The organism is Arthrobacter sedimenti (assembly GCF_042652025.1).
GTDB classification, from domain to species: domain Bacteria; phylum Actinomycetota; class Actinomycetes; order Actinomycetales; family Micrococcaceae; genus Arthrobacter; species Arthrobacter sedimenti.
On record NZ_JBHSDQ010000004.1, the window covers coordinates 288,391 to 314,913 of the forward strand.

22 protein-coding genes are annotated in these 26,523 nt (G+C 65.8%); 11 read left to right on the forward strand and 11 right to left on the reverse strand.

Annotated elements, in window-relative coordinates; genetic code table 11:
- Nucleotides 1-23: 23 nt before the first annotated feature.
- Together ACFO0G_RS11935 and glyA are read right to left on the reverse strand one after the other, a co-directional pair.
- Nucleotides 24-1,244, reverse strand: coding sequence for a sarcosine oxidase subunit beta family protein (locus tag ACFO0G_RS11935; RefSeq protein WP_286399871.1), 1,221 nt, complete (start codon nt 1,242-1,244; stop codon nt 24-26).
- Nucleotides 1,241-2,596, reverse strand: a complete 1,356-nt coding sequence (glyA, locus tag ACFO0G_RS11940; RefSeq protein WP_376977803.1) for a serine hydroxymethyltransferase — start codon at nt 2,594-2,596, stop codon at nt 1,241-1,243. The genes ACFO0G_RS11935 and glyA overlap by 4 nt, the downstream gene beginning before the upstream one ends.
- A gap of 125 nt (nt 2,597-2,721) precedes the next feature.
- Between glyA and ACFO0G_RS11945 the strand changes: the two genes are divergently transcribed.
- Nucleotides 2,722-3,390 carry a GntR family transcriptional regulator gene (locus tag ACFO0G_RS11945; RefSeq protein ID WP_376977805.1) on the forward strand — a complete coding sequence of 223 codons (669 nt, stop codon included), beginning with the start codon at nt 2,722-2,724 and terminating at the stop codon, nt 3,388-3,390.
- Nucleotides 3,391-3,410: 20 nt separating this feature from the next.
- On the opposite strand, the gene ACFO0G_RS11950 is transcribed toward ACFO0G_RS11945, so the two are convergent.
- Nucleotides 3,411-4,463 carry a tartrate dehydrogenase gene (locus ACFO0G_RS11950; protein ID WP_376977807.1) on the reverse strand — a complete coding sequence of 351 codons (1,053 nt, stop codon included), beginning with the start codon at nt 4,461-4,463 and terminating at the stop codon, nt 3,411-3,413.
- Nucleotides 4,464-4,663: 200 nt separating this feature from the next.
- On the opposite strand from ACFO0G_RS11950, the gene ACFO0G_RS11955 reads away from it, so the two are divergent.
- Nucleotides 4,664-6,577, forward strand: a complete 1,914-nt coding sequence (locus tag ACFO0G_RS11955) for an alpha-amylase family glycosyl hydrolase (RefSeq protein ID WP_286399879.1) — start codon at nt 4,664-4,666, stop codon at nt 6,575-6,577.
- A gap of 53 nt (nt 6,578-6,630) precedes the next feature.
- Nucleotides 6,631-7,482, forward strand: a complete 852-nt coding sequence (locus tag ACFO0G_RS11960) for a prephenate dehydratase (RefSeq protein WP_376977810.1) — start codon at nt 6,631-6,633, stop codon at nt 7,480-7,482.
- Here ACFO0G_RS11960 and ACFO0G_RS11965 read toward each other — a convergent pair.
- Nucleotides 7,458-9,383, reverse strand: a complete 1,926-nt coding sequence (locus ACFO0G_RS11965; protein WP_286399883.1) for an FAD-binding monooxygenase — start codon at nt 9,381-9,383, stop codon at nt 7,458-7,460. The two genes, ACFO0G_RS11960 and ACFO0G_RS11965, sit on opposite strands and share 25 nt — an antisense overlap.
- A gap of 228 nt (nt 9,384-9,611) precedes the next feature.
- Between ACFO0G_RS11965 and ACFO0G_RS11970 the strand changes: the two genes are divergently transcribed.
- From ACFO0G_RS11970 to ACFO0G_RS12000, 7 genes are all read left to right on the forward strand, one after another.
- Nucleotides 9,612-11,075, forward strand: a complete 1,464-nt coding sequence (locus ACFO0G_RS11970; protein ID WP_286404637.1) for a fumarylacetoacetate hydrolase family protein — start codon at nt 9,612-9,614, stop codon at nt 11,073-11,075.
- Nucleotides 11,068-11,751: a GntR family transcriptional regulator gene (locus tag ACFO0G_RS11975; RefSeq protein ID WP_286399884.1), complete on the forward strand. Its 684-nt coding sequence runs from the start codon at nt 11,068-11,070 to the stop codon at nt 11,749-11,751. Before ACFO0G_RS11970 ends, ACFO0G_RS11975 begins: the two co-directional genes overlap by 8 nt.
- 63 nt (nt 11,752-11,814) lie before the next feature.
- The gene (gene hpaE, locus ACFO0G_RS11980; protein WP_286399886.1) at nt 11,815-13,326 is read left to right on the forward strand and encodes a 5-carboxymethyl-2-hydroxymuconate semialdehyde dehydrogenase; all 1,512 of its coding nucleotides are present in this window, start codon (nt 11,815-11,817) and stop codon (nt 13,324-13,326) included.
- Nucleotides 13,327-13,381: 55 nt separating this feature from the next.
- Nucleotides 13,382-14,467 carry a 3,4-dihydroxyphenylacetate 2,3-dioxygenase gene (hpaD, locus tag ACFO0G_RS11985; RefSeq protein ID WP_376977814.1) on the forward strand — a complete coding sequence of 362 codons (1,086 nt, stop codon included), beginning with the start codon at nt 13,382-13,384 and terminating at the stop codon, nt 14,465-14,467.
- 2 nt (nt 14,468-14,469) lie between these two features.
- Nucleotides 14,470-15,255: a 2-oxo-hept-4-ene-1,7-dioate hydratase gene (gene hpaH / locus ACFO0G_RS11990; protein WP_286399888.1), complete on the forward strand. Its 786-nt coding sequence runs from the start codon at nt 14,470-14,472 to the stop codon at nt 15,253-15,255.
- Complete coding sequence (locus ACFO0G_RS11995; RefSeq protein WP_286399890.1) at nt 15,240-16,043, forward strand: HpcH/HpaI aldolase family protein; 804 nt, start codon at nt 15,240-15,242, stop codon at nt 16,041-16,043. Before hpaH ends, ACFO0G_RS11995 begins: the two co-directional genes overlap by 16 nt.
- A 21-nt stretch (nt 16,044-16,064) precedes the next feature.
- Entirely contained in the window at nt 16,065-17,573 is a 1,509-nt protein-coding gene (locus ACFO0G_RS12000; RefSeq protein WP_376977817.1) for an NAD-dependent succinate-semialdehyde dehydrogenase, read from the forward strand.
- A gap of 118 nt (nt 17,574-17,691) precedes the next feature.
- On the opposite strand, the gene ACFO0G_RS12005 is transcribed toward ACFO0G_RS12000, so the two are convergent.
- The gene (locus ACFO0G_RS12005; RefSeq protein ID WP_376977819.1) at nt 17,692-19,257 is read right to left on the reverse strand and encodes a right-handed parallel beta-helix repeat-containing protein; all 1,566 of its coding nucleotides are present in this window, start codon (nt 19,255-19,257) and stop codon (nt 17,692-17,694) included.
- A gap of 331 nt (nt 19,258-19,588) precedes the next feature.
- Between ACFO0G_RS12005 and ACFO0G_RS12010 the strand changes: the two genes are divergently transcribed.
- Entirely contained in the window at nt 19,589-20,998 is a 1,410-nt protein-coding gene (locus ACFO0G_RS12010; RefSeq protein WP_376977821.1) for an aldehyde dehydrogenase family protein, read from the forward strand.
- Nucleotides 20,999-21,029: 31 nt separating this feature from the next.
- Here the strand turns inward: ACFO0G_RS12010 and ACFO0G_RS12015 are convergent, their stop codons facing one another.
- The 6 genes from ACFO0G_RS12015 to ACFO0G_RS12040 form a co-directional block, all read right to left on the reverse strand.
- Nucleotides 21,030-21,416 (reverse strand): hypothetical protein, encoded by a 387-nt coding sequence (locus tag ACFO0G_RS12015; RefSeq protein ID WP_376977997.1) that lies wholly within the window; start codon nt 21,414-21,416, stop codon nt 21,030-21,032.
- A gap of 181 nt (nt 21,417-21,597) precedes the next feature.
- The gene (locus ACFO0G_RS12020; RefSeq protein ID WP_286399897.1) at nt 21,598-22,023 is read right to left on the reverse strand and encodes a heat shock protein transcriptional repressor HspR; all 426 of its coding nucleotides are present in this window, start codon (nt 22,021-22,023) and stop codon (nt 21,598-21,600) included.
- Between the two features lie 14 nt (nt 22,024-22,037).
- Nucleotides 22,038-23,009, reverse strand: a complete 972-nt coding sequence (locus tag ACFO0G_RS12025) for a DnaJ C-terminal domain-containing protein (RefSeq protein WP_376977823.1) — start codon at nt 23,007-23,009, stop codon at nt 22,038-22,040.
- A gap of 274 nt (nt 23,010-23,283) precedes the next feature.
- Entirely contained in the window at nt 23,284-23,976 is a 693-nt protein-coding gene (locus ACFO0G_RS12030) for a nucleotide exchange factor GrpE (RefSeq protein WP_142132369.1), read from the reverse strand.
- 3 nt (nt 23,977-23,979) lie between these two features.
- On the reverse strand, nt 23,980-25,848 hold the full coding sequence (dnaK, locus tag ACFO0G_RS12035) for a molecular chaperone DnaK (protein ID WP_142132368.1): 1,869 nt from the start codon (nt 25,846-25,848) through the stop codon (nt 23,980-23,982).
- A gap of 233 nt (nt 25,849-26,081) precedes the next feature.
- Nucleotides 26,082-26,510 (reverse strand): hypothetical protein, encoded by a 429-nt coding sequence (locus ACFO0G_RS12040; protein ID WP_376977826.1) that lies wholly within the window; start codon nt 26,508-26,510, stop codon nt 26,082-26,084.
- Nucleotides 26,511-26,523 lie beyond the last annotated feature (13 nt).

Below are 26,523 nucleotides of genomic sequence, written 5' to 3' on the forward strand. Positions count from 1 at the left end.
TAGTCCTTTTCTGGTGGCGGCGGCTAGTGGGCCACGGCGGCAGCGCCGTGTTCGTCGATGAGGGCGCCGGTTTCGAAGCGTTCCAGCGAGAACGGCGCATTCAGCTTGTGCGGAGCGCCGGTGGCGATGGTGTGCGCGAAGGTCAGGCCGGCGGCGGGGGTGCCCTTGAAGCCGCCGGTTCCCCAGCCGCAGTTCACGAACATGTTCTCCACCGGGGTGGTGCCGACGATCGGCGAGGCGTCCAGGGTGGTGTCCACGATGCCGCCCCAGGTCCGGAGCACGTGGGCCCGGGCGAAGATCGGGAAGAGCTCGACGGCGGCGGCCATCTGCTGCTCAATGACGTGGAAGGAGCCGCGCTGGCCGTAGCCGTTGTAGGAGTCCACGCCGGCACCCATGACCAGTTCACCCTTGTGCGCCTGGGAAACGTAGACGTGCACGTGGTTGGACATGACCACCGTGGGGTGGACGGGCTCGTGCAGTTCGGACACCAAGGCCTGCAGGGGGTGGGACTGGATGGGCAGCTGGAATCCGGCCATCTCGGCCAGGACCGAGCTGTGGCCGGCGGCGCAGAGGCCCACCTTTTCGGTGTTGATGGTGCCGCGGTTGGTCTTGACGCCCACCACGCGGTCGCCGTCCTTGAGGAAGCCGGTCACCTCGCAGTTCTGGATGATGTCAACGCCCAGCTCGTCGCACTTGCGGGCGAAGGCCCAGGCAACATGGTCGTGCTTGGCGATACCGGCGCGGGGCTGGTAGGTGGCACCCATGACGGGGTAGCGGATGTTGTCGCTGATGTTCAGGATGGGGCAGAGTTCCTTGACCTGCTGCGGGTCCAGCCATTCGGCGTCCACACCGTTGAGCTTGTTGGCTCCAACGCGGCGCATGCTTTCGCGCACATCGCCCAGGGTGTGGGCCAGGTTCATCACGCCGCGCTGGCTGAAGAGGAAGTCGTACTCGAGCTCTTCCGGCAGGATCTCCCACAGCTTGAGGGCCTGCTCGTAGATGGCCGCGCTTTCGTCCCAGAGGTAGTTGGAACGGATGATGGTGGTGTTGCGGGCCATGTTGCCGCCGGCCAGCCAGCCCTTTTCCAGGACGGCGATGTTGGTCATGCCGTGGTTCTTGGCCAGGAAGTAGGCGGTGGCCAGGCCGTGTCCGCCGCCGCCGACAACCACGGCGTCGTAGGAGGACTTGGGTTCCGGGTTCCGCCAGAGGAAGTCCGGGTGCTCAGGAAGGTGCGGGGCGCTCACTGTGCGGCTCCAATCAGGTCTGCCTCGGCGTCGGCCAGGGTGGCGTCGGCGGTGAGGTGCGGGTAGAGGGGGAACTTTTCGGCCAGGGTGGTCACGCGTGCGCGGAGTTCGACGGCGGTGTCCCCGGGCAGGGTGCCCGTGCTGTTTGTGCCAGAAGCGGCAGCCGCGATCAGTGCCGTGGCGATGATGTCTGCAACCTCGGTGAATTCGGCGGCGCTGAAGCCGCGGGCGGCCAGGGCGGGGGTGCCGATCCGGAGGCCGGAGGAGACCATCGGGGGGCGGGGGTCGAACGGGACGGCGTTGCGGTTGACGGTGATGCCGATGCGGTGGAGGGCGTCCTCACCCTGCTGGCCATCGAGTTCGGAGTTGCGGAGGTCCACCAGGACCAGGTGGACGTCGGTACCGCCGTTGACCACCGAAATGCCTGCGGCTGCGACGTCTCCCTGGAGGAGGCGGTCGGCCAGCAGCTTGGCGCCTTCCAGAACGCGCTCCTGCCGCTCCTTGAACTCGGGGGCTGCTGCGAGCTTGAAGGCCACGGCCTTGGCGGCGACAACGTGCTCCAGCGGGCCACCCTGCTGGCCCGGGAAGACAGCGGAGTTGATCTTCTTGGCGTACTCTTCCTTGGCCAGGATAACGCCGCCGCGGGGGCCGCCCAGGGTCTTGTGGGTGGTGGTGGTGACCACGTCCGCGTACGGGACGGGGTTGGGGTGCAGCCCGGCGGCGACCAGGCCGGCGAAGTGCGCCATGTCCACCATCAGGTAGGCGCCTACGAGGTCTGCGATGCGGCGGAACTCGGCGAAGTCCAGCTGGCGGGAGTAGGCGGACCAGCCGGCCACGATCAGCTTGGGCTTGTGTTCGAGGGCAAGGGCTTCCACCTCGGCCATGTCGATCCGGAGGTCCTCTTCGCGGACGTGGTACGGGACCACGTTGTAGAGCTTGCCGGAGAAGTTGATCTTCATGCCGTGGGTCAGGTGGCCGCCGTGGGCCAGGGAGAGGCCCAGGATGGTGTCGCCCGGGTTCAGCAGGGCGAACATGGCGGCGGCGTTGGCCTGCGCGCCGGAGTGCGGCTGGACGTTGGCGAATTCGGCGCCAAACAGGGCCTTCACGCGGTCGATGGCCAGCTGCTCGATGACGTCCACGTGCTCGCAGCCGCCGTAGTAGCGCTTGCCCGGGTAGCCCTCGGCGTACTTGTTGGTGAGGACCGAGCCCTGGGCCTCCATGACGGAGGACGGAGCGAAGTTCTCCGACGCGATCATTTCCAGGGTGGACTGCTGGCGGTGCAGTTCACGTGCCACAGCGGCGGCGACGTCGGCGTCAACTGTGGCGAGCGAGGCGTTCAGTACGTCCTGCATTGTTCTCCTTCAAAGCCCTTCGGAGTTACTGACCTATAACTGATCTGTAACTGATATATTAGAACTGTCGTAATAGTATGTTCCAGATCACTTGGACGTCAATAGCACTCCTGGGAAGGCTCGGAATGAGCGTCACATTAGAGAACCACCTGGCCGGGGACGGCGACCTCTCGCTCTCCGAACAGGCCTACCGGCACCTCCGCGACCGGCTCATCATGCTGGACATCCGGCCGGGCGAGGCCATCAACGACGGCAAGCTCGCCGCCGAACTCGGGATTGGCCGGACGCCGGTCCGGGAAGCACTCAAGCGCCTGGAAAGCGACCACCTTGTAGTCTCCTACCCGCGCCGCGGAACGTTCGCCACCATCGTCGACATCACCGAGCTCGCCGACGTCTCCGAACTGCGCGAATCCCTGGAGCCTCTGGCGGCACGCCGCGCGGCCAAGCTGGCGACGCCCGCGCTGCGCGCGGAAATCCGGGAGACCGCGGCGGCAATCTCCACCATGGGCGATGGCGACGATCCCTACGACCTCATGCGGTACGACATCAAGGTCCACCGGCTGATCTACCGGGCCGCCGCGAACGCGCACCTCGAGGACGTCCTGATCCGCTACGACAACCTGGCCACGCGCATCTGGTGCATGGTGCTGGAAAAGGTGCCCTCCGTCGCGTCCCACATCGCCGAGCACGTGGAGCTGCTGGAGGCAGTGGCCGATGGCGATGCGGAGCGGGCGGGCAAGCTCGCCCTGGAGCACGTCACCAGTTTCGAACAGGCCATCCGCAACGTGCTTTAGTGGTGGTGCTTCAGGCGCAGTTACCGCAACCGGCTGCGCACTTCCTTGGCAAACTCCAGCGTGGTGGCTGAACCGCCAAGATCCGGCGTCGCAATCCCTTCCGCGAGCGTGGACTCGAAAGCGGAGGTCAGGGATCGCGCCGCGGCCTCCTCCCCCAGGTGGTACAGCATCATGGCCGCGGCCCACAGGGCCCCCACGGGATTCGCGATGCCCTTGCCGGCGATATCCGGGGCAGAACCGTGGACCGGCTCGAACATTGAAGGGTATCGGCGTTCAGGGTTCAGGTTGGCGCTGGGAGCGATGCCGATGGAGCCGGCAACTCCGGCCACCAGGTCGGACAGGATGTCGCCGAACAGGTTCGACGCCACAATCGTGCGGACGCTGGTGGGCTTCATGACCAGTCGTGCCGCGAGCGCATCGATCAGCACCTTGTCCACGGTGACGCCCGGGAACTCTGCCACCGTCCGGGCCACCACTTCGTCCCAGAACGGCATGGTGTGGATGATGCCATTGGATTTGGTGGCTGAGACCAGCGTGCCGCCGCGTCCGGCAGCGACCTCCGCAGCGTAGCGAGCCGCCCTTCTAACGCCTGCCTTGGTGAACACGCTCTCCTGGACGGCGAATTCGGCATCCGTCCCCGCGCCGAAGCGGCCGCCGATCTGAGAGTATTCGCCCTCAACGTTCTCCCGCACCACCACGATGTCCAGGTCCTCGATCCCTGGCATCGCCCCCTTCACGCCGGGCAGCAGCTTCATGGGGCGAAGGTTGATGTACTGGTCGAACTCGCGGCGGATGGGAATCAGCAGTCCCCACAGGGTCACGTCATCCGGGACGTCGGGCGTTCCCACGGCTCCCAAATAAATGCCGTCGCCGCTGCTCAGTTGCTCGATGCCGTCAACCGGCATCATCCGGCCCGTCTTGACGTACAGGTCGCTGTTCCAGTCGCGGACCCGCCACGAAACAGAGAAACCGTGCAGCCCGGCTACCGCGTCCACGCACTCCATGGCCACGTCGGTGACATCAACGCCGATGCCGTCACCGGGAATGGAATCGATGGTGTAGGTGCGCGTCATGTTTTTCCTGTCTTTTCCGGCGTTCGTGGGTCTGGGTAAAGCTTAGGCCCGGGGCGGGCATCCCCTGCCTCCGGCCCGCCCGGGATCCAATGAACGTAACTGTCCCGCCGCCGTCGAACGCCTTCCGCTTGTGACGTGGAATACTTCCCTACAGGTGCGCGGCCAGGGAGGCCGGTGGAAGTGCGGAAAGGCCGGTCAACATGCAGGAAACGGTGAACGAGGACCAGGAAGCGCGCCGGCATGTGCTGTCCGCCGTATCCCGCGAACGGGGCCTTGGGCTGCACCCGGACCCGGACTTCGACCGGCGCCTTGAGGAGCACTTCCCCACGCTCCGCAGCCTGTTCCACTCCCTGTACGGCGACCGCAACGACTGGCTGGACCAGCTCACTGACCTGGTCCTCCAGTGCGCCCGGTCGTGGCAGGAGCGTTCCGCCGAGCTGAAGGCCACCGATGCAGAGCGGGAAGGCAACCCGGACTGGTTCCAGTCCAACCGGATGCTGGGCGGCGTCTGCTACGTGGACCGCTACGCCGAAAGCCTCGAAGGGGTGCGGGCCCGGATCCCGTACTTCAAGGAGCTGGGCCTGACCTACCTGCATCTCATGCCCCTGTTCCTGGCACCCGAACCGCACTCGGACGGCGGCTACGCGGTGTCCAGCTACCGCGAGGTCAACCCCAAACTGGGCACCATGGAGCAGCTGCGCTCCCTGGCCGCGGAGCTCAAGGACAACGGCATCAGCCTGGTGGTGGACTTCATCTTCAACCACACCTCGGACGAGCACGATTGGGCGCGGAAGGCAGCGGCAGGCGATCCGGAGTACAGCGACTACTACTGGATTTTCCCGGACCGGACCATGCCGGATGCTTTTGAGGCAAACGTCCGCGAAATCTTCCCGGAAAACCACCCGGGCTCCTTCATCCAAATGGACGACGGCCGGTGGGTGTGGGCAACCTTCCACACGTACCAGTGGGACCTGAACTACTCCAACCCTGAGGTCTTCCGGGCCATGGCGGCCGAGATGCTGTTCCTGGCCAACCAGGGCGTGGACATCCTGCGCATGGACGCCGTGGCCTTCATCTGGAAACAGCTGGGCACGCCCTGCGAAAACCTTCCGCAGGCGCACACGCTGCTGCGCGCCTTCAACGCCGTGTGCAGGCTGGCGGCGCCGTCGCTGTTGTTCAAGTCCGAGGCGATCGTGCACCCGGACGAGGTGGCTCTCTACATCGACCCCAAGGAGTGCCAGCTCTCCTACAACCCGCTGCAGATGGCCCTGATCTGGGAGTCGCTGGCCACACGGGACGGCTCACTCCTGGCCCAGGCACTGGAACGCCGGCACAACATCCCGGACGGCACGGCGTGGGTGAACTACGTCCGCAGCCACGACGACATCGGCTGGACCTTCGCGGACGAGGACGCCGCCGAGCTGGGCATCAACGGCTTCGACCACAGGCGCTTCCTGAACTCCTTCTACGTCAACCGGTTCCCCGGCAGCTTCGCCCGCGGCGTCCCCTTCCAGGACAACCCCAAGACAGGCGACTGCCGGATTTCGGGCACGACGGCGTCCCTGTGCGGCATGGAGGTTGCCCCGGCTGAGGCGGTGGAGCGGATCCTCCTGGCCCACTCGGTGCCGTTCAGCACCGGCGGCATCCCCCTGCTGTACCTGGGTGATGAGGTGGGGCAGGTCAACGACTACGGTTACGCATCCGAACCCGGCCACGGCGAGGACAGCCGATGGGTGCACCGCCCGCACTTCCCCACGGAGCAATACGCCCGCCGATTGGACCCGGCCACGCCGGAAGGTGCCGTCTACGCGGGCCTGAAGCGGATGATCGAAGTCCGGAGCGCCACCCCGGAGCTCGCCGGGACCACGCTTATCGATTTCGCCACGAACAACCGGTCGGTCCTGGCGTACCAGCGGCCGGGTGGGGAAGAGGGCGGCAGCAACGTCCTGGCCCTCGCCAACTTCAGCGACTCAGCCCAGACGCTCCCGGCGGAAACCTTCGGCGGGTACTCCCCTGCCGCCGTCGACCTTCTCTCCGAGGCAGCCCTGCAGCTGGACGACGGCGTGACGCTCCTTCCCCGGCAATACCTCTGGCTGCGCGTCACCCCCGCGTAGCATCACGGGGCCTGTTTTCGTATCGGACGCCGGCGCGTGAAACCATACGGATCATGGCCTCCAAGATTGCGTACCAGGGTGAGCCCGGCGCCAACTCCAATATCGCGTGTCAGCAGATGTTCCCGGACATGGAAAGCGTCCCGTGCGCCAGCTTCGAGGACGCCTTTGAGCTGGTGACCAGCGGCGAGGCGGAGCTGGCCATGATCCCCATCGAGAACTCGATCGCCGGCCGGGTGGCGGACATCCACATCCTGCTGCCGCAGTCCAACCTGCAGATTGTGGGCGAGTACTTCCTGCCCATCCACTTCGACCTGCTGGGCATCCCGGGCAGCACCATTGACGGCGCCACCGAGGTGCACAGCCACATCCACGCGCTGGGCCAGTGCCGGAAGCTGATCCGCGAACACGGGCTCAAGCCGGTCATCGCGGGTGACACCGCCGGGTCCGCCCGCGAGGTGGCCGAGTGGAACGATCCCCGCAAGCTCTCCCTCGCTCCCCCGCTGGCCGCACAGATCTACGGCCTCGATGTCCTGGCGTCCCGCGTTGAGGACGACCCCTCCAACACCACCCGCTTTGTGGTCCTGGCCCGGGAAACGGCACTGCCGGCCCGGGATGAACTTCCCGGCCCGGCAGTGACGAGCTTCCTGTTCCGCGTCCGCAACGTTCCCTCCGCCCTTTACAAGGCGCTGGGCGGCTTCGCCACTAACGGGGTCAACATGACCCGCCTGGAAAGCTACATGGTGGGCAACGAGTTTGCCGCCACCATGTTCATGGCGGACGTCGAAGGCCACCCCGAGGACCTGCCGCTGAAGCTGGCCCTCGAGGAACTGGACTTCTTCACCACCGAGGTGCGGATCCTCGGCGTGTACCCGGCAGCGGACTACCGGGCGGCCGCCACCGCCTGACGCGGCTGCGCGCCCGGTTCCCCGCTCTTGAGCAGGGGGCCGAAGAACGCCCCCAGCTCAGCAGTTGCCGTCAGCGGCAGGACGTTGGCCACGTACTGGTCCGGGCGGACCACCACTACGGCGCCGTTGCGGTCGATGCCGCGCAGGTCAAAGATGTCGGCCTTGGGATCTGTGGCGTACACCTTTTCGTAGTCGGTCAGCTTGAACGGGCCCACCTGTGGCTTGAAGACGGCGGGCGCGGCGTTGATGTCGACGGCGGTGTGCGGCTGCTGGTAGATGACCTTAAGGTCGAACCAGGCGTCCAGGTCCGCGCCGGCGGGGGTGGCGGCCAGCGGGGACTCGGGCGAGTTTGCAAACCAGTCGGCAAGCTTGTCCGTGGCGGAGTTGGTGCCGGGCAAGGCGGGATCGGCGAAGACGTAGATCCGCCAGCGCCCGTCGGCGGTGGCGTGGTGGCCCAGGTGGATGGGGTTGGTGTCGCCCACCCGCATCACGGGTGCGGACTTGAAGCGCTTGCCCACGGGGAACCCGGCAGCCAGGTCCTGGTGGTCGCTGCTGCCAACGATCAGCGACGGCGTGTACTGGGTCATGAAGCCGGCCGGGAATTCCGCCGTCTGCACGTAGAAGTCCTCGAGGTCGGAGGGGTGCTCGAACTCCTCCGGCTTCTTGGCCATCATGGTGGACCATTCCTTGTCGAAGTCGATCAGGTTCTTGGCCACCACCTGGCGCTCCTCGGAGTAGGTGCTCAGCAGGCTCTCGGGGCTGCGGCCTTCCAGGACGTGGCCCAGTTTCCAGGCAATGTTGAAGCCGTCCTGCATGGACACGTTCATGCCCTGGCCGGCCTTGGCGCTGTGCGTATGGCAGGCGTCGCCGGTGATGAACACGCGCGGGGTGCGCGTGCCGCGCTCCGCCGGCAGGACGTCGTCGAACCTGTCCGTGAGGCGGTGCCCCACTTCGTAGACGCTGTGCCACGCGACGTTCCGTACGTCCAGGGTGTAGGGGTGCAGGATCTCGTTGGCCTTGGCGATGATCTCCTCGATGGAGGTGTCCCGCACCGAGTGCTGGCTGTTGGGATCAACTTCGCCCAGGTCCACGTACATACGGAACAGGTGGCCGCCCTCGCGTGGAATGTGCAGGATGCTGCCCTTTTCGCCCTGGATGGCGCACTTGGTGCGGATGTCCGGGAAGTTGGTGACGGCGAGCACGTCCATGACGCCCCAGGCGTGGTTGGCCTGGTCGCCGGCCAGGGTGCAGCCGATTGCCTGGCGGACCTTGCTGCGGGCACCATCGGAACCCACCACATACTTGGCGCGGACAATCCGGTCCCGGCCTTCGTTGGGTCCGGCAGTGTGGCGGAGCGTGACGGTCACCGGGTAGTCGCCGCTGTCCGCCACCTCCAGGCCCTGGAACTCGTAGCCGTAATCGGGCTTGAGGCGGGTGGGTGAGTTTGCGGCGAATTCGGCGAAGTAGTCCAGGACGCGGGCCTGGTTGACGATCAGGTGCGGGAACTCGCTGATGCCCATCTCGTCGTCGACGGCGCGGGCGGTCCGGATGATGTTGGCATGGTTGGCCGGGTCCGGCTTCCAGAACGCCATTTCGGTGATGCGGTACGCCTCGGCGATGATCCGCTCCGCGAAACCGAAGGCCTGGAACGTCTCCACGCTGCGCGCCTGGATGCCGTCGGCCTGGCCGATGGCAAGCCTGCCGGGACGGCGTTCGACGATGCGCGTGGTCACGTTGGGGAACATGGACAGCTGCGCGGCGGCGAGCATCCCAGCCGGACCGGAGCCGACGATGAGGACGTCCACTTCCTCCGGGAGCTCCTCGGGGCGGTTAAGTCCGACGCCGGCGGCCGGTTGGACGCGGGGGTCTCCGGATACGTATCCGTGGTGGTGGAACTGCACGGGCTTTCCTCACTTCGTTGTGGCTTGTTCTCAGCAGAGCGTGTTCTATATCTGAACAGACGATTCGATAATCGAAAACTAACTTGATTTCCACTGTACGCCGCATGTGACGAGGGCGACAAGTGGCAACAATCAGGCCTGAAATCTCCCGGGATTTAGGGGTTGACGGATCCCGCGAAAGCGGTAATAGTGATCGTATACGATTTCGTACCTGATGAGGAGAAGGCTTTGGAGCAGGTCAACGGCGACACCCTGGCAGCAGCACGCAAGGTGATCGCGGTGCACATCAACTACCCCAGCCGGGCGGCGCAGCGTGGCCGTGCCCCGGCGCAGCCCTCCTACTTCCTCAAGCCTTCCAGCTCCCTGGCCGTGAGCGGAAGCCCTGTTGAGCGGCCGGCCGGCTGTGAACTGCTCGGCTATGAGGGCGAGATTGCCCTGGTGATCGGCAAGGCCGCCCGCCGCGTTTCGATCGAGGACGCCTGGAGCCACGTCGCCGCCGTCACCGCCAGCAATGACCTCGGCGTCTACGACCTGCGCTACGCGGACAAGGGTTCCAACCTCCGGTCCAAGGGTGGGGACGGGTTCACCCCGGTGGGCCCGGCACTGATTCCGGCAGACGCCGTCGACCCTTCAAAGCTGCGCATCCGCACCTGGCATAACGGCGAGCCGGTCCAGGACGACACCACGGAAGACCTGCTCTTCCCGTTCGCCCGCCTTGTGGCGGACCTGTCCCAGCTGCTCACCCTCGAAGAGGGGGACATCATCCTTACCGGCACCCCAGCCGGCGCCTCCGTCGCAAAGCCCGGAGACATCCTGGAGGTGGAGGTGGACACTTTTGATGGTGCGCTGTCCACCGGCCGCCTGGTCACCACTGTTGAGGAAGGCACGACGCCGTTCGCTGACTTTGGTGCCCGGCCCAAGGTTGATGACCTGCAGCGGGAGGAGGCCTACGGGTCCCGCGAAGCCGCAGGACTTGCCACAGTTTCTCCTGCCCTCTCCCCCGAGCTGAAGGCCAAGCTTGAGTCGGTGGCCACCGCAACATTGTCCTCGCAGCTGCGCAAACGCGGCCTTAACAACGTGAGTATCGACGGGCTGCAGGCCACCCGACCGGACCGGCGCGTGGTGGGCCTGGCCCGCACGCTGCGCTACGTCCCCAACCGCGAGGACCTGTTCAAGACCCACGGCGGTGGCTTCAACGCGCAAAAGAAGGCCATCGACTCCGTCAACGAAGGCGAAATCCTGGTCATGGAGGCCCGCGGGGAAAAGGGCACCGGCACGGTAGGGGACATCCTGGCCCTGCGCGCCCAGGTCCGCGGCGCAGCCGCCATCATCACCGACGGCGGCGTCCGCGACTATTCAGCCGTGGCGGACCTGGAGATGCCCACCTACTTCGCCAACCCGCACCCAGCCGTCCTGGGCCGCCGCCACATCCCCTGGGACACGGACATCACCATCGCCTGCGGCGGCGCCACCGTGCAGCCCGGCGACATCATCGTGGCCGACTCGGACGGCATCCTGGTGATCCCGCCGGCCGTCGCCGAGGAACTGGTGGACGACTGCATCCAGCAGGAGAAGGAAGAGGCCTTCATCTTCGAGATGGTCAAGCAGGGCAACAGCGTGGACGGCCTCTACCCGATGAACGCCGAATGGCAGAACAGGTACAAGCAGTGGGCAGGGAACACCAATGACTGACACAACATTGACCGGGGTGCCGGTTTCCAACGCCGCGGTCGGCAGCAAGGCGGAGCAGGCCTATCAGGCCGTCAAGGCCCGGATCGTGGAAGGCACGTACACCCCCGGCTACCGGCTGGTCCTGGGTTCGATCGCCAAGGACCTGGGGTTCAGCGTGGTCCCGGTCCGGGAAGCCATCCGGCGGCTCGAGGCCGAGGGCCTGGTGACCTTCGAACGGAATGTCGGCGCCACGGTGGCGGGGATCGACCCCACCGAGTATCTGTACACGATGCAGACACTCAGCATCGTCGAGGGTGCCGCCACCGCAATGTCCGCTCCGCTGATCGACTCCGGCGCTGTAGCCCGGGCCCGCGCCGTGAACCAGGAGATGCGCGAATGCCTTGAGCACTTCGATCCCGTCCGGTTCACCCAGCTCAACCAGGACTTCCACAGCGTCCTGTTCGAGCACTGCCCCAACCCGCACATCCTGGACCTCGTCCACCGCGGCTGGAATCGGCTCGCAGCCATCCGTTCCTCAACCTTCCGCTTCGTCCCCGGCCGCGCCCGCGACTCCGTGGACGAACACGAGAACCTGCTGAAGCTCATCGAAACCGGAGCTGACGCAGACGCCATCGAAAAAGCAGCCCGCCTCCACCGGACCGCCACTCTCGACGCCTACCTCGCCCAAACCACCTAGCCGCTCTGCCCGGCAGAACGCACACACCACCTGTACGCAAAGAACACAGTAAGGACTTCAACGATGACTGCCTCTGTAGAAACCGCCAAGCACTACGTTCCCGAGGATCTGCCCACGCACATCCAGCACTGCATCAACGGCCAGTTCGTGGACTCGGTCTCGGGAAAGACGTTCGACGTCCTGGACCCGGTCTCCAACCGCAACTACGCCACCGCCGCAGCAGGCCAGAAGGAAGACATCGACCTGGCCGTCGCCGCTGCCCGCGAAGCCTTCACCAACGGCCCCTGGCCGAAGATGAAGCCGCGTGAGCGTGCCCGCGTCCTCAACAAAATCGCCGACGCGGTCGAAGCGCAGGAAGCCCGCCTGGCCGAACTCGAAACCTTCGACACCGGCCTGCCCATCACCCAGGCCAAGGGGCAGGCCCTGCGCGCAGCCGAGAACTTCCGGTTCTTCGCGGACCTGATCGTGGCCCAGTTCGATGACGCGATGAAGGTCCCCGGCTCGCAGATCAACTACGTGAACCGCAAGCCGATCGGCGTCGCCGGCCTCATTACCCCGTGGAACACCCCGTTCATGCTGGAGTCCTGGAAGCTCGCCCCGGCACTGGCCACCGGCAACACTGTGGTTCTCAAGCCCGCCGAGTTCACCCCGCTCTCCGCCTCCCTGTGGGCCACCATCTTCAAGGACGCCGGCCTCCCGGACGGTGTCTTCAACCTGGTCAATGGCCTTGGCGAGGAAGCCGGCGACGCGCTGGTCAAGCACCCGGACGTTCCGTTGATCTCCTTCACCGGCGAGACCACCACGGGCCAGACGATCTTCCGCAACGCCGCCGCGAACCTCAAGGGCCTGTCCATGGAGCTTGGCGGCAAGTCCCCCTGCGTCGTCTTCGCTGATGCGGACCTGGACGCCGCCATTGACTCCGCGCTGTTCGGCGTCTTCTCCCTCAACGGCGAGCGCTGCACCGCCGGCTCCCGCATCCTGGTTGAGCGCGCCATCTACGACGAGTTCTGCGAGAAATACGCCGCCCGGGCCAAGAACATCGTGGTGGGCGATCCCCACGACCCCAAGACCCAGGTGGGCGCCCTGGTCCACCCGGAGCACTACGAGAAGGTGGCATCCTACGTGGAGATCGGCAAGTCCGAGGGCCGGCTCCTGGCCGGCGGCGGCCGCCCGGACCACCTGCCCGAAGGCAACTACATCGCACCCACGGTGTTTGCCGACGTCGCCCCTGACGCCCGGATCTTCCAGGAGGAAATCTTCGGACCCGTCGTGGCCATCACCCCGTTCGAGAACGATGACGAGGCCCTCGCCCTGGCCAACAACACCAAGTACGGCCTGGCCGCCTACATCTGGACCCAGAACCTGACCCGGGCGCACAACTTCTCCCAGAACGTGGAGGCCGGCATGGTCTGGCTGAACAGCCACAACGTCCGCGACCTGCGCACCCCGTTCGGCGGCGTCAAGGCCTCGGGCCTGGGCCACGAGGGCGGCTACCGTTCCATCGACTTCTACACCGACCAGCAGGCCGTGCACATCACGCTCGGCTCCGTCCACACCCCTAAGTTCGGCGCCTAAGCCAGCCGGCCGCCGTCGTACTTTCCAAGCCCCCTTTCAAAGAAGAGAGAATCCAATGACCAACTTCGTTCCCACCCCCACCGTCCCGGCTCCGGACATCGTCCGCTGCGCCTACATGGAAATCGTGGTCACCGACCTCGCCAAGTCCCGCGAGTTCTATGTGGACGTCCTGGGCCTGCACGTCACCGAAGAGGACGAGAACGCAATCTACCTACGCTCCCTGGAGGAGTTCATCCACCACAACCTGGTGTTGCGCAAGGGCCCCATCGCCGCTGTCGCCGCCTTCGCCTACCGGGTGAAGTCCCCCGCCGAGGTGGACGCCGCCGAGGCCTACTACAAGGAACTCGGCTGCCGGGTGGAGCGCCGCAAGGAAGGCTTCACCAAGGGCATCGGCGACTCCGTGCGCGTCGAGGACCCGCTGGGCTTCCCCTACGAGTTCTTCTACGACGTGGAGCACGTGGAACGCCTCACCCAGCTCTACGACCTCTACTCCGCCGGTGAACTGGTCCGGCTGGACCACTTCAACCAAGTCACCCCGGACGTCCCCAAGGGCCGCAAATACCTGGAAGACCTGGGCTTCCGCGTCTCAGAGGACATCAAGGACTCCGACGGCGTCACCTACGCCGCGTGGATGCACCGCAAGCAGACCGTCCACGACACCGCCCTGACCGGCGGCAACGGCCCGCGGATGCACCACGTTGCCTTCGCCACGCACGAGAAGCACAACATCATCCAGATCTGCGACAAGATGGGCGCCCTGCGCATCAGCGACCGGATCGAACGCGGCCCCGGCCGGCACGGCGTCTCCAACGCCTTCTACCTCTACATCCTGGACCCCGACGGCCACCGTATCGAGATCTACACCCAGGACTACTACACCGGCGACCCGGACAACCCCACCATCACTTGGGACGTCCACGACAACCAGCGCCGCGACTGGTGGGGCAACCCCGTGGTCCCGTCCTGGTACACCGAGGCCTCCCTGGTCCTGGACCTGGATGGCAACCCGCAGCCGGTGATCGTCCGCGAGGAAAAGTCCGAGATGGCAGTCACCGTGGGCGCCGATGGCTTCTCCTACACCCGCAAGGAGGGCTCGCCGGAAGGTGACCGGACGGGCTTCAAGCTGGGAGTCCAGGTCTAGCCATGCTGGAGCCGACGACGATTGAGGCCATCGCAGACGAGCTGGTGGAAGCCGGCCGGACCCGCACCCCTGTTCCCCGCCTGACCGCCCGCTACCCGGAGATGACGGTGGAGGACTCATACGCGGTGCAGCAGCTGTGGCGGCGCCGCAACGAGGACGCCGGCCGGACCCTGGTGGGGCGCAAGATTGGCCTCACGTCCAAGGCCATGCAGGCCGCCACCGGCATCACCGAACCGGACTACGGCGCCATCTTCGATGACATGGTGCTGGACACCGGCTGCTCGGTGCAGTGGGACCGGTACACGCACCCGCGGGTGGAGGTGGAGCTGGCGTTCGTGTTGAAGGACGGGCTGAAGGGCCCGGGCGTCACCATCTTCGATGTCCTGAATGCCACCGACTACGTGGTTCCGGCCCTCGAGATCCTGGATTCCAGGATCGAGATGGAGGGCCGGACCATCGTGGACACCATCTCCGACAACGCGGCCATGGGTGCCATGGTGATCGGCGGAAACCCGGTCAAGCCGGACGCTGTGGACCTGCGCTGGGTCTCGGCCATCCTCTACAAGAACCAGACCGTGGAGGAGACCGGCGTGGCCGCCGGCGTCCTGGACCACCCCGCCAACGGAGTGCACTGGCTGGCCAACAAGATCGCCGCCCACGGTGACGCCCTGAAGGCCGGGGACATCATCCTGGCCGGGTCCTTCACCCGGCCCATGTGGGTCTACAAGGGCGACACCGTCCACGCCGACTACGGCCCCCTGGGGAGTGTGACATGCCGCTTCGAATAGAGGACACCTTCCGGGACGCCTTAGCCCAGGCGGGCCGGCCCCTCGCCGGCATGTGGGTTTGCTCCGGCAGCCCGCTGGTCGCCGAACTCTGCGCCGGGTCCGGCCTGGACTGGCTGCTGGTGGACGCCGAGCACAGCCCCAACGGGCTCGAATCCATCCTGGCCCAGCTCCAGGCCATCCACGGCCACCCGGTCCATGCCATGGTCCGGCCGCCCGTGAACGACACCGTGCTGATCAAGCAGTACCTGGACCTGGGCGTGCAGAACCTGCTGATCCCCATGGTCAACTCGGTGGCCGAGGCCGAAGCCGCGGTGGCCGCCACCCGCTACCCGCCGCAGGGCGTCCGCGGGGTGGGTTCCGCCCTGGCCCGGGCCGCCCGCTGGAATCGGGTCCCGGACTACCTGGCCCGCGCCAATGAGACCATCAGCGTCACCGTCCAGATCGAATCCACCTCCGCAGTGGAGTCAGTGGAGGACATCCTGAAGGTGGACGGAGTGGATGCTGTCTTCGTCGGACCCTCCGACCTCGCCGCCTCCATGGGCCTGTTGGGACAGCAGGAACACCCGGAGGTGCGCGCCGCCGTCGAGCACTGCCTCTCCGCCGCCAAAGCAGCCGGCAAGCCCGCCGGCGTCAACGCCTTCAACCCCGACACCGCCAAGCGCTACCTCGCGAACGGCGCCGGTTTCATCCTGGTGGGCGCCGACGTCGCCCTCCTCGCCCGCGGCTCCGAAGCCCTTGCTGCCAAGTTCGTGAAGCCAACCGACGGCGACACCCCGCCCAGCTACTGACCAACTTTTAGGACTTATGCAATGACAGTCACTTCTGCGGTTACCCCTGCCCATTCACCGGAGCGCGAGGCTTCCCTGCTCGCGTGGGTGCCCACCGGCCTGCTGATCAACGGCGAGTGGCGGGACGCGTCCGACGGTGGCACGTTCGATGTGCATGATCCCGCCACCGGGGAGGTGCTGGCCACCCTCGCGTCCGCCACGAGCGACGACGCGGTGGCGGCATTGGACGCGGCCGACGCCGTGCAAGCGTCCTGGGCACGGACCGCGCCGCGGGTGCGGTCGGAGATCCTGCGCCGCGCCTTCGACCTGGTGACCGAACGGGCCGAGGACTTCGCGCTGCTGATGACCCTGGAGATGGGCAAGCCCTTGGCCGAGGCCCGCGGCGAAGTCACCTACGGGGCGGAGTTCCTGCGCTGGTTCGCCGAGGAAACCGTCCGCGACTACGGCCGCTACCTCACCACCCCCGAGGGCAAGAACAAGATTTTGGTCCAGCACAAACCCGTCGGGCCCTGCCTGCTCATCACCCCCTGGAACTTCCCGCTCGCCATGGCCACCCGCAAGGTCGCCCCCGCCGTCGCCGCCGGCTGCACCATGGTCCTCAAGCCCGCCAAGCTCACCCCGCTGACGGCGCAGTACTTCGCGCAGACCATGCTCGACGCCGGCCTCCCCGCCGGGGTTTTGAATGTGGCGGCCTCCTCCTCTGCTTCCGGGATCTCCAGGCCCCTGCTGGCCGACCCGCGACTGCGGAAGGTCTCCTTCACCGGCTCCACCCCGGTCGGAAAGCGCCTCATGGCCGACGCCGCCCAGAACGTCCTCCGGACCTCGATGGAACTCGGCGGGAACGCCCCTTTCATCGTCTTCGAGGACGCCGACCTGGATGCCGCCGTCGAAGGCGCCATGGCCGCGAAGATGCGGAACATGGGCGAGGCCTGCACCGCCGCCAACCGGTTCCTGGTCCACGAGTCGGTGGCGCAGGAATTTACTCGGAAGTTCGCCACGGCCATGGGCGCCCTCGCCACCGGCCGCGGAACCGACCCGGACACCAAGGTCGGGCCCCTCATTGACGGGGGCGCCCGCGACGACGTCCACGCCCTCGTGACGGCTGCAGTTGATGCCGGGGCGGTAGCGGTGACCGGCGGGGCCCCTGTGGACGGGCCCGGCTACTTCTACCAGCCGACCGTCCTGGCCGACGTCCCCAACGACGCGGCGATCCTGGGCCAGGAAATCTTCGGCCCCGTCGCCCCCATCACCACCTTCACCACCGAAGAAGAGGCCATCAAAGTCGCCAACGCGAGCGAATACGGGCTCGCGTCCTACCTCTACAGCCGCGACTTCAACCGCCTCCTGCGCGTAGCCGAACAGATCGAGTTCGGCATGGTCGGGTTCAACGCCGGCGTCATCTCCAACGCCGCAGCACCCTTCGGCGGCGTCAAACAGTCCGGGTTGGGCCGGGAAGGCGGATCCGAAGGCATCGCCGAATACACCACCACCCAATACATCGGCATCGCCGACCCCTACGCGGGCCACTAGCGCCAAACTGGCCCAGTTTTGACGGCGGGAACTCGGAAACCCCGGGTTCCCGCCGTTTGCCGCGCCCCAAAACTGGGCCAGTGCAGGCCTTCCTGACGTTCGCAGCCTTCGGTTTCGCCTATCCCGCCAGCGCGTTCGCCACCAGGATCAAGGTATTGGCGGCGTACTGGCTGACGTGTTTTTGCGACTGGGCCTTCAGCTCCTGGATGAACGCGCCCAACTGGTGGTCTTCCAGTTTGTTCAGGAGGCTATCCCGCAGGCCTTGGTTGTCGATGTCACCTGAGCTGCCATAGACATCTAGGAGCTTCTGCAAGGTTGCATAGGGATTGCCCTGGTCAGCGAGGTAGCCCAAGCCATGGGTTTGCAACGCACTGCCGGCCACCGGCTTCATGAAGGAAACATCGGGGAGAGCACCGTCTGGTTTCCGTGGTGCCATGAGTTGCTGCATGTCGAGGCTTTCGAAGTCACCTGCAGCTACCTGGAGACCACCGTCAATCGTCCACGAATTGTTCGTCTCGTTTTCTGCCGGAGTATTGTCGTTCGAGGTCGGCGCCCCGGTGTAGGCCACGTTGTTGTGCAGGACCTCCCGGTAGCCGGGAATGTTGTCCGGGCTTGTGGGGCTTACGCGCTCCAGCATGTTGAAGTTGGCGCCGTACCCTGGCTTGTAGGCTGTGTTGTTGATCCAATAGGCCGACTGGCCGGGCTGGTGATTGGCATAGAAGTTGTTGGCACCGTTGTCCGCAGCCATGGAATTGATGACCGTGTGCAGCGGGATGGGCTGGGGAAGCCCTGTGGTGCGGTAGGCATATCCGCCAACCTTGAATCCGTTTTGGTCGCCTACCCCGTTTTGGTTGCCATGGTGGTCGAAGGACCAGTCGTTGACGTAGGCGACCCGTCCCTCCGATGTGATGCTGTCGAAGCCGTCGTCGCTGTTATGCCATGCCCGGTCGTTGATGAACCACACGTCTTTTGCGTGGGCACCGAACCCGTCCGTATTGCCCGCTGACCGGGCCGTGGGACCGATGTTGTTGTAGGCGTCGCTGTTCAGTACCACCCCGGTCCCGTCCATGGTGTAGTAGAAGCCGATGGCTTCGTTGTCATGGGCGGCCATGTTTACGAAGTTGGCACCACCGGCAATCCTGAAAGCCTCTGATTGCTTTTGGTCTCCCACCTTGACGCCCGTTACGTCAAAGCCGACGAAGTTCACGTCGGTCACCTGCGTTTCCACGTAGAACGCGGCCACACGTTGATCGGTGGGCACACTGCTGAAATCAAAGACGGGCCGATTATCCCCCGGGAACGCGGCGTAAGTGATCCCGCTCTTATAAATGTCATTGACGTAGTGATAAACGTCTTCGAACGGGTTATCGGTTTCGCGCACTTCGAACTGGTTGTAGCTGCCGCCCCGGATATAGACGGTGTCTCCGGCCGCTGCTGCTGCCTGCGCTTTCATCAGCGTTTTGAACGGCGCGTCCTGCGTACCCGCGTTGTCGTCGTTTCCTTCCGGCGAGATGAACCAAACGTGGGCATCTGGAGAGGGGACCACCTTCAACGCACCCAGCACCGACAGTGCCGAATCCCGGGTACGGTCCACTGACGCCGCATGGGCAGGGGCTGTGATGCCGAAGGCTCCCAGGACACAGACGCCGGCCACTGCTACAGCCGCTCGCTTTGAGTTTTTCACGGACATGACTCCTTTGTATGTCGATTCATGGCGTCGGCCCCCTGGCGCCCAGCCACCCCCAGCATGGGTGGAGTCATAATTCGGCACCATCACGACGATGAATCGATTCAAGCAGCCGGAAAGCGCTTTCACAAGGGGTCGGACGAAATTCGCGTTCTCTTGGTGCTCCGTTGCTGGCACCCGTCCGGCTCCGTCCGGCTGCTCAGCCTTCGCTCCCACACAACTGTCCTGCGCCCAGAGACAAGAGCACGGACGGGGGTGCAACCCACACTGGGAGTAACCCGCTACGCCGTCCGGCTGGCGTCCTTGCCTACTCGAAGTGGAGTATCCCTTGGAAACCTACGATGCGCTCCTCGCGTCCATTGCCCCCGCAGCCGGCACCGGCCGCACCATCTTTGATCCGGCAACCGGCGAAGCAGTGGGCGAGGCCCCCATTCACGACCTCGACTACCTGGAAAATGCCGTGGCCACCGCCGTCGCCGCCCAGCTGGCCTGGGCTGCCCTGGGCCACGCCGCCCGGTCCGCCGCGCTCCTCAAAGCGGCCGACGCCGTCGAACGGTCCGCCGAGGAACTGGCCCGGCTGCTCTCCCGGGAGCAGGGCAAGCCGCTGAACGGCCCCAACGCCCGCTTCGAAGTCGGCGCCTGCGTCGCCTGGCTGCGCGCGACGGCCAGCCTTCCACTGGAACCGGAAACCATCGTGGACGACGGCGAGACCCGGGCCGAGCTGCACTACCGGCCCATCGGCGTCGTCGCGGCCATCGGCCCGTGGAACTGGCCCATGATGATCGCCGTCTGGCAGCTCGCCCCCGCCCTGCGGATGGGCAACGCCGTGGTGGTCAAGCCCTCCGGCAACACTCCCCTGTCCGTGCTGGCCCTGGTCAAGGTCCTCAACGAGGAACTCCCCGAAGGCATCCTCTCCGCCGTCTCCTGCGGCCGCGAAGTAGGCGCCCGCCTGACCGATCACCCCGCAATCGGCAAGATCATGTTCACCGGCTCCACCGCCGGCGGCCGCGCCATCATCAAATCCTCTGCCGACACGGTCAAGCGGCTCACCCTTGAACTGGGCGGCAACGACGCCGGCATCGTCCTGCCCGACGCCGACCCCAAGGCCATCGCCCAGGACGTCTTCTGGGGCGCGTTCCTCAACACCGGCCAGACCTGCGCAGCCCTCAAGCGCCTCTACGTCCACGACTCCGTCTACGACGCCGTCTGCGAAGAACTGATCGCCGTGGCCAAAGCCATGCCTATGGGTAACGGGCTGGACGAAAACAACGTCCTGGGCCCGCTGCAGAACAAGGCGCAGTACGACATCGTTGCCAACCTCGTTCAGGCCGCCAAGGACTCCGGCGCCCGCATCCTCCTGGGCGGCAACCCGGACACCAGCCAGCCCGGCTTCTTCTACCCCACCACCCTCGTGGCGGACATTGACAACGACAACCCGCTGGTGGCCGAGGAACAGTTCGGGCCCGCGCTGCCGATCATCCGCTACAGCACGGTCGATGAGGCGGTGGAAAAGGCCAACGGGCTCGACGTCGGCCTGGGCGCCTCCGTATGGTCCCCCGACCTGGCTGCGGCCCGGGAAGTCGCCGCCCGCATCCAGGCTGGAACGGTGTGGATCAACCGGCACGGCGCCGTGGACCCCCGCATCCCGTTCGGCGGAGCCAAGCAGTCCGGCTACGGGGTGGAGTTCGGCGTCGAAGGCCTCAAGGCCCTCGGCGTACCACAGGTCATCAACGGCTGACCGCTTTGATGCCGCCGCTCCGGTCCTGGGTTCAGCCCATGGCCGGGGCGGTGGACGTCCGGCCGGCGAACTGGCGGCGGGCCCAACGCGCGAGTTTCTTGCCTTTGCCCTTCCACCAGTTGTCCTCGTCCTGGTTGTGGTGGAAGCGGAACACGATGGCCACCAGCACGAACATTCCCATCACCACGTCCACCCAGGAGGAGAGCACCAGGGCGACGAAGACGGTCAAGGCGTTGGCCATGATCGAGGGGATGGCCAATGTCCGGAACACGGTGCTGGCCACATAGCGCCGGTGCGATCGTGGGACGGACAACTCGCGGACCATATCAAAGCAGACACAGACCACAACGATGGTTTGTCCGATGGCCAGCAGGACCTGGCCCGGCAGGGAGTGGCTGAAAGCGGCCACGGATTCCATTCCCGGACTCATGGCCGGGCCTTGCTGTTGAAACCTTTGCTGAGAACTTTAAACACGGAAAACCCCCAGAACTTGTGGAACCACCGCCGCTGATCCGGCGATGGTTCCATTCAAGTTTCAGGGGGCTTTTCGGTCACGAGTAGTGGGTACTCTATTTTGGCCAGGCAGCCGGACGCGGTACTTACTGTCCGATGGCCCGCGGCCGCCACAGCATGACGGCCTGCGACCTCGGCCGGGGCCGCTGACCGCGCGCCAGGCTCACCACGTCACCGGCTGCGCCAGCTGCGAAGATCCGCGAGTCCACCGCGCGGGGCCTCCGCCCGAGTTCCTCGGTAAGATCGCTGATGCGGCTCTGGAGGGCCGCCACCTGGTTTTCGAGTTCCAGGATGCGCTTGATTCCCTCCAGCGACACGCCTTCCTGGGACAAACGCTGCACTTCCCGCAACATGTTCACGTCACGCTGGGAGTAACGCCGCGACTTCCCGGGGGCGCGGCTGGGCTTGACGATGCCCAGCCTGTCGTACTGCCGCAGGGTCTGCGGATGCATGTCCGCCAGCTCGGCCGCCACGGAAATCACGAAGATCGGCTGGTCAGCACTGATGTCCACGGCTCACCTCCGCCCTAAAGCCGGGCCTTGGCTGCCAGGCCTTCGCGGACGTCCGCCGACGACGTTGCCTCGGCGAACGCCTTGACCGCAGCTTCGGCGTCCTTGTTGAGATTCTTGGGAACTGCGACGTCGATGGTCACCAGCAGGTCGCCGGTGCCCTTGGACGTCTTCACGCCTTTGCCCTTCACCCGCATGGTGCGGCCCGACGGCGTTCCCGCCGGAACGCGGACCTTCACCGTCTCGCCGTCGATGGTGGGCACCTGGATGTCGGCGCCCAAAGCGGCCTCCGGGAAGGTGACCGGGACATGGATGCGGAGGTTGTCGCCGTCGCGCGTGTAAAAAGCGTGGGGCTGTACGGACACGGAAACCACCAGGTCGCCATTGCCGGCGGCACCGGGCTGGCCCTTACCGCGCACCCGGACCTTCTGGCCGTCCTTGATGCCTGCCGGGACACGAACGTCGATGACCTCGCCGCTGGGCTCGCGCAGGCCGATGGTGGTGCCGCGGATGGAACCGGCAAACGAAATGCTGGTGGACGCGGTCCGGTCGGCACCCTTCTGCGGGGTGCGCTGGAATCCGGGCGCTCCGCCGAAACCGCCAAAGAGGTCGGCGAACTCGGGCGGGATGCCGCCGCCTGCGGGGTTGAACCCGCCCGCGTGGCGTCCGGTGTTGCCGGTGAAGAGGCCGCCGAACATGTCCTCGAACCCGCCGTTGCCGCCGGCGGCACCGCCGGGGGCAAACCTGGCCCCGCTGCCCATGGCCCGGATGGCGTCATACTGCTGGCGCTCATCGGGATCCGAGAGCACCGAGTAAGCCTCGGAGATGTCCTTGAACTTCTTCTCGGAAGCGGCGTTCCCCGCGTTGGTATCAGGGTGGTGCTGCCGCGCAAGCTTCCGGTAGGCCTTCTTGATATCGGCATCGGAAGCGTCCTTGGCAACACCAAGGATCTTGTAAAAGTCCTTGTCCACCCAATCCTGGCTAGCCAATGGCGTTTCCTTTCAAGTCTCTTAACTAATAGCTCTCCGCGGTACAGGGGGCCCCCGCCCCTACGCTGGGTGGCTGAGGATCTACGATCCCCAGCCACCCAGCTTCGGCAGGCCCGATGCCACTCCCGGGGCCCCTGTACCGCTGCGAGCTTCGTGGTTACCTCACCTTAGGCGAGATGACCGCCGGCGCGGAGGCCGGATATGGGGCGGCGGTGTGGAGGGCACCGCGAAGCGGGCACCGCCCCATATCCGGCGTAGCGCGAGCCAACCCCGGCTAGGCCGGGACCGCCACGATGACCTGCGCTGCGCGGAGCACGCGGTCTCCTGATTTGTAGCCCGAGCGGAGGACCTGGCTGACGGTGTCAACCTCGATGTCCTCGCCGGGCTGCTGGATCAGGGCCTCGTGGATTGTGGGATCGAACTCCACGCCCGTCTCGTTGATGCGGACCAGGCCGTAGGTCTTCAGCGCGTTCTCCAGCTTGTTGGCGATCGCGGCGAAGGGTCCGTCGGTGAGGTCGCCGTGCTGCCGGGCGGCGTCGACGTCGTCCAGGACCGGAAGCAGGGAGTTCAGGACGCCAATGACGGCCATTTCCCCTGCCACGGCGCGGTCGCGTTCAACGCGCTTGCGGTAGTTGACGTACTCAGCCTGGAGGCGAAGCAGGTCGTTGCGCAGTTCGGCTGCCTCGGCGTTGCCGCCGGAACCTGCCGGAGCCCCCTGGGCCACGGATTCCTCGGCCGGCACGTCCACGCCGTTGAGAATCTCCTCGGCCTGGGCCAGCGCGTCGCCGTCGGAATCTGCTCCGGCCTGGGCACCGGCCCCGGGGGCGGACTGGCCGCCCTCGGGGTGCCGGGCCTGCCCGGTCACCGGATCAACCTTGCGGTTGTCCCGGATGACCGGCTCACCGTTCTGCCCGCGCTCCTGGCCGGCGGATGCGTTGTGCTCTTCCTCGTTACCGTGGTGCGGCATGGGTTACTTCTTCGCTTCGTCTTCGTCGATGATCTCGGCGTCGACGATGTCCTCGTCGGACGAACCGGCCGAAGCTCCGGCGGCACCTTCAGCACCGGCAGCACCTGCGCCGTCCGGCGAACCGGCCTGGGCGTAGATCGCTTCGCCGAGCTTGGTCTGGGAAGCCTGCAGCTTCTCGAATGCAGACTTCACAGCGGCGTCGTCGGTACCTTCGAGGGCCTTCTTGAGGCTGTCGACGTCACCCTGGACCTCGGTCTTGACCTCTTCGGGCAGCTTGTCCGCGTTGTCGGCGATCAGCTTGTCCACGGAGTAGGCCAGCTGCTCGGCGGTGTTGCGGGTGTCGGTGGCCTCGCGGCGGGCCTTGTCCTCGGCTGCGTGCTCCTCGGCGTCACGGACCATGCGCTCGATGTCTTCCTTGGAGAGGCTGGAGCCACCGGTGATGGTCATGGACTGTTCCTTGCCGGTGCCCTTGTCCTTCGCGGAGACGTGCACGATGCCGTTGGCGTCGATGTCGAAGGTGACCTCAACCTGCGGAACACCGCGCGGTGCCGGGGCGATGCCGGTCAGTTCGAACGTGCCCAGCGGCTTGTTGTCGCGGGTGAATTCACGCTCGCCCTGGAAGACCTGGATGGCCACGGACGGCTGGTTGTCGTCGGCGGTGGTGAAGGTCTCGGAGCGCTTGGTGGGGATGGCGGTGTTGCGCTCGATCAGGTGCGTCATCACGCCGCCCTTGGTTTCGATGCCGAGGGACAGCGGGGTGACGTCGATCAGGAGGACGTCCTTGCGCTCGCCCTTCAGCACGCCTGCCTGCAGGGCTGCGCCGACTGCCACGACCTCGTCCGGGTTGACGCCCTTGTTGGGCTCCTTGCCGCCGGCCAGTTCCTTGACCAGCTCGGAGACGGCGGGCATACGGGTGGAGCCACCGACCAGCACGATGTGGTTGATGTCGGAGAGCTTGATGCCGGCTTCCTTGATGACGTCGTGGAACGGCTTCTTGGTGCGCTCAAGCAGGTCCTTGGTGAGGTCCTGGAACTTGGCGCGGGTCAGCTGCTCGTCCAGGTGGACTGGGCCGTCAGGGGTGACGGAGAGGTACTGGAGCGAGACGTTGGTACTGGAGGAGGAGGACAGTTCCTTCTTGGCCTGCTCGGCAGCTTCACGGAGGCGCTGCAGGGCGATCTTGTCCTTGGAGAGGTCGATGCCCTTGACCTTGAGCTGGTTCAGCAGGTAGTCAACGACGCGCTGGTCCCAGTCGTCACCGCCCAGGCGGTTGTCACCGGCGGTGGCGCGAACCTGGATGGTGGAGAAGTTGTCTTCGTCCTTTCCGACTTCCAGCAGCGAGACGTCGAAGGTACCGCCACCGAGGTCGAAGACCAGGATGAGTTCGTCTTCCTTGCCCTTGTCCAGGCCGTAAGCCAGTGCTGCGGCGGTGGGCTCGTTGACGATGCGCAGGACGTTCAGCCCGGCGATTTCGCCTGCTTCCTTGGTGGCCTGGCGCTCGGCGTCGTTGAAGTAGGCCGGGACGGTGATGACGGCGTCGGTGACCTTTTCGCCCAGGTAGGACTCGGCGTCGTTCTTCAGCTTCATGAGGATACGCGCGGAGATTTCCTGCGGGGTGTACTTCTTGTCATCGATGGCAACGGTCCAGTCGGTGCCCATGTGGCGCTTGACCGACGCGATGGTGCGTTCGATGTTGTTGACGGCCTGGCGCTTGGCGATCTCGCCAACCAGGACCTCGCCGGACTTGGAGAATGCAACGACCGACGGCGTGGTGCGGCCACCCTCGGCGTTGGCAATAACGGTGGGCTCGCCACCTTCGAGAACGGAGACGACGGAGTTGGTGGTTCCGAGGTCGATACCTACTGCACGTGACATGTGTTGCTTCCTTCTTTCCTTGGAAACTGGGTGGCGCCCTAAGCATTGAGCGTTCTGCACTCAACTTTACTCAGGGCGCCGGCGATGTCAATCCAAAGTTGAGTGAGGTCCGCTCAACTTTGAGCCCGAGGACAGACGTGCGCCGCCACATTGCTTGAAACGACGCGGAACCTGATGGGAAAGTACGACGGCGGCACGCCGGTTCGCTCTGCGAGAACGTGCCGCCGGACTGCTTAGCGTTCCGTGTTCCGATCCCCGTGCAGCGGCCCGCGCTCTTCCGCAGTGGTCTGGACCTGGCCGTCCGTGAGCCCTTCGCGGATGGCGTCCTCGGTCCTCGCGCCGCCGGCGGTTCCGGCGTCGCCGTAATCGCCTTCCTCGTACTCGTCGTCGGCCGGCCCCGGAGCGGGCTCGTTGAGGCTGCCCGCTTTCCCGTAGTTGCCATCCGCGTACTGGCCCTCATCCAAGCTGTCTGCACGGGCAGCCCCGGCGGCACCATAGTTGCCTTCTTCGTACTCACCGTCCGCCGGGCCCCGCTCCGCCTCGCTAATGCTGCCGGCGTCGCCATAATCCCCGTCGACGTACTGGCCGCCTTCCCCTTCCAGGCCAGGTGCGCTGCTGCCGCTGCGGGGTTCCTCGGCTGCAAATTCCGGGTTCTCAGTCATGGTGCATCTCTCC

Bases quoted from the DNA above. Each gene is read 5' to 3' on its own strand.
- glyA (WP_376977803.1), bottom strand. From the start codon at position 2,596: ATGCAGGACGTACTGAACGCCTCGCTCGCCACAGTTGACGCCGACGTC.
- ACFO0G_RS11945 (WP_376977805.1), top strand. From the start codon at position 2,722: ATGAGCGTCACATTAGAGAACCACCTGGCCGGGGACGGCGACCTCTCG.
- ACFO0G_RS11950 (WP_376977807.1), bottom strand. From the start codon at position 4,463: ATGACGCGCACCTACACCATCGATTCCATTCCCGGTGACGGCATCGGC.
- ACFO0G_RS11955 (WP_286399879.1), top strand. From the start codon at position 4,664: ATGCAGGAAACGGTGAACGAGGACCAGGAAGCGCGCCGGCATGTGCTG.
- ACFO0G_RS11960 (WP_376977810.1), top strand. From the start codon at position 6,631: ATGGCCTCCAAGATTGCGTACCAGGGTGAGCCCGGCGCCAACTCCAAT.
- ACFO0G_RS11975 (WP_286399884.1), top strand. From the start codon at position 11,068: ATGACTGACACAACATTGACCGGGGTGCCGGTTTCCAACGCCGCGGTC.
- hpaE (WP_286399886.1), top strand. From the start codon at position 11,815: ATGACTGCCTCTGTAGAAACCGCCAAGCACTACGTTCCCGAGGATCTG.
- hpaD (WP_376977814.1), top strand. From the start codon at position 13,382: ATGACCAACTTCGTTCCCACCCCCACCGTCCCGGCTCCGGACATCGTC.
- hpaH (WP_286399888.1), top strand. From the start codon at position 14,470: ATGCTGGAGCCGACGACGATTGAGGCCATCGCAGACGAGCTGGTGGAA.
- ACFO0G_RS11995 (WP_286399890.1), top strand. From the start codon at position 15,240: ATGCCGCTTCGAATAGAGGACACCTTCCGGGACGCCTTAGCCCAGGCG.
- ACFO0G_RS12000 (WP_376977817.1), top strand. From the start codon at position 16,065: ATGACAGTCACTTCTGCGGTTACCCCTGCCCATTCACCGGAGCGCGAG.
- ACFO0G_RS12015 (WP_376977997.1), bottom strand. From the start codon at position 21,416: ATGGAATCCGTGGCCGCTTTCAGCCACTCCCTGCCGGGCCAGGTCCTG.
- ACFO0G_RS12030 (WP_142132369.1), bottom strand. From the start codon at position 23,976: ATGCCGCACCACGGTAACGAGGAAGAGCACAACGCATCCGCCGGCCAG.
- dnaK (WP_142132368.1), bottom strand. From the start codon at position 25,848: ATGTCACGTGCAGTAGGTATCGACCTCGGAACCACCAACTCCGTCGTC.
- ACFO0G_RS12040 (WP_376977826.1), bottom strand. From the start codon at position 26,510: ATGACTGAGAACCCGGAATTTGCAGCCGAGGAACCCCGCAGCGGCAGC.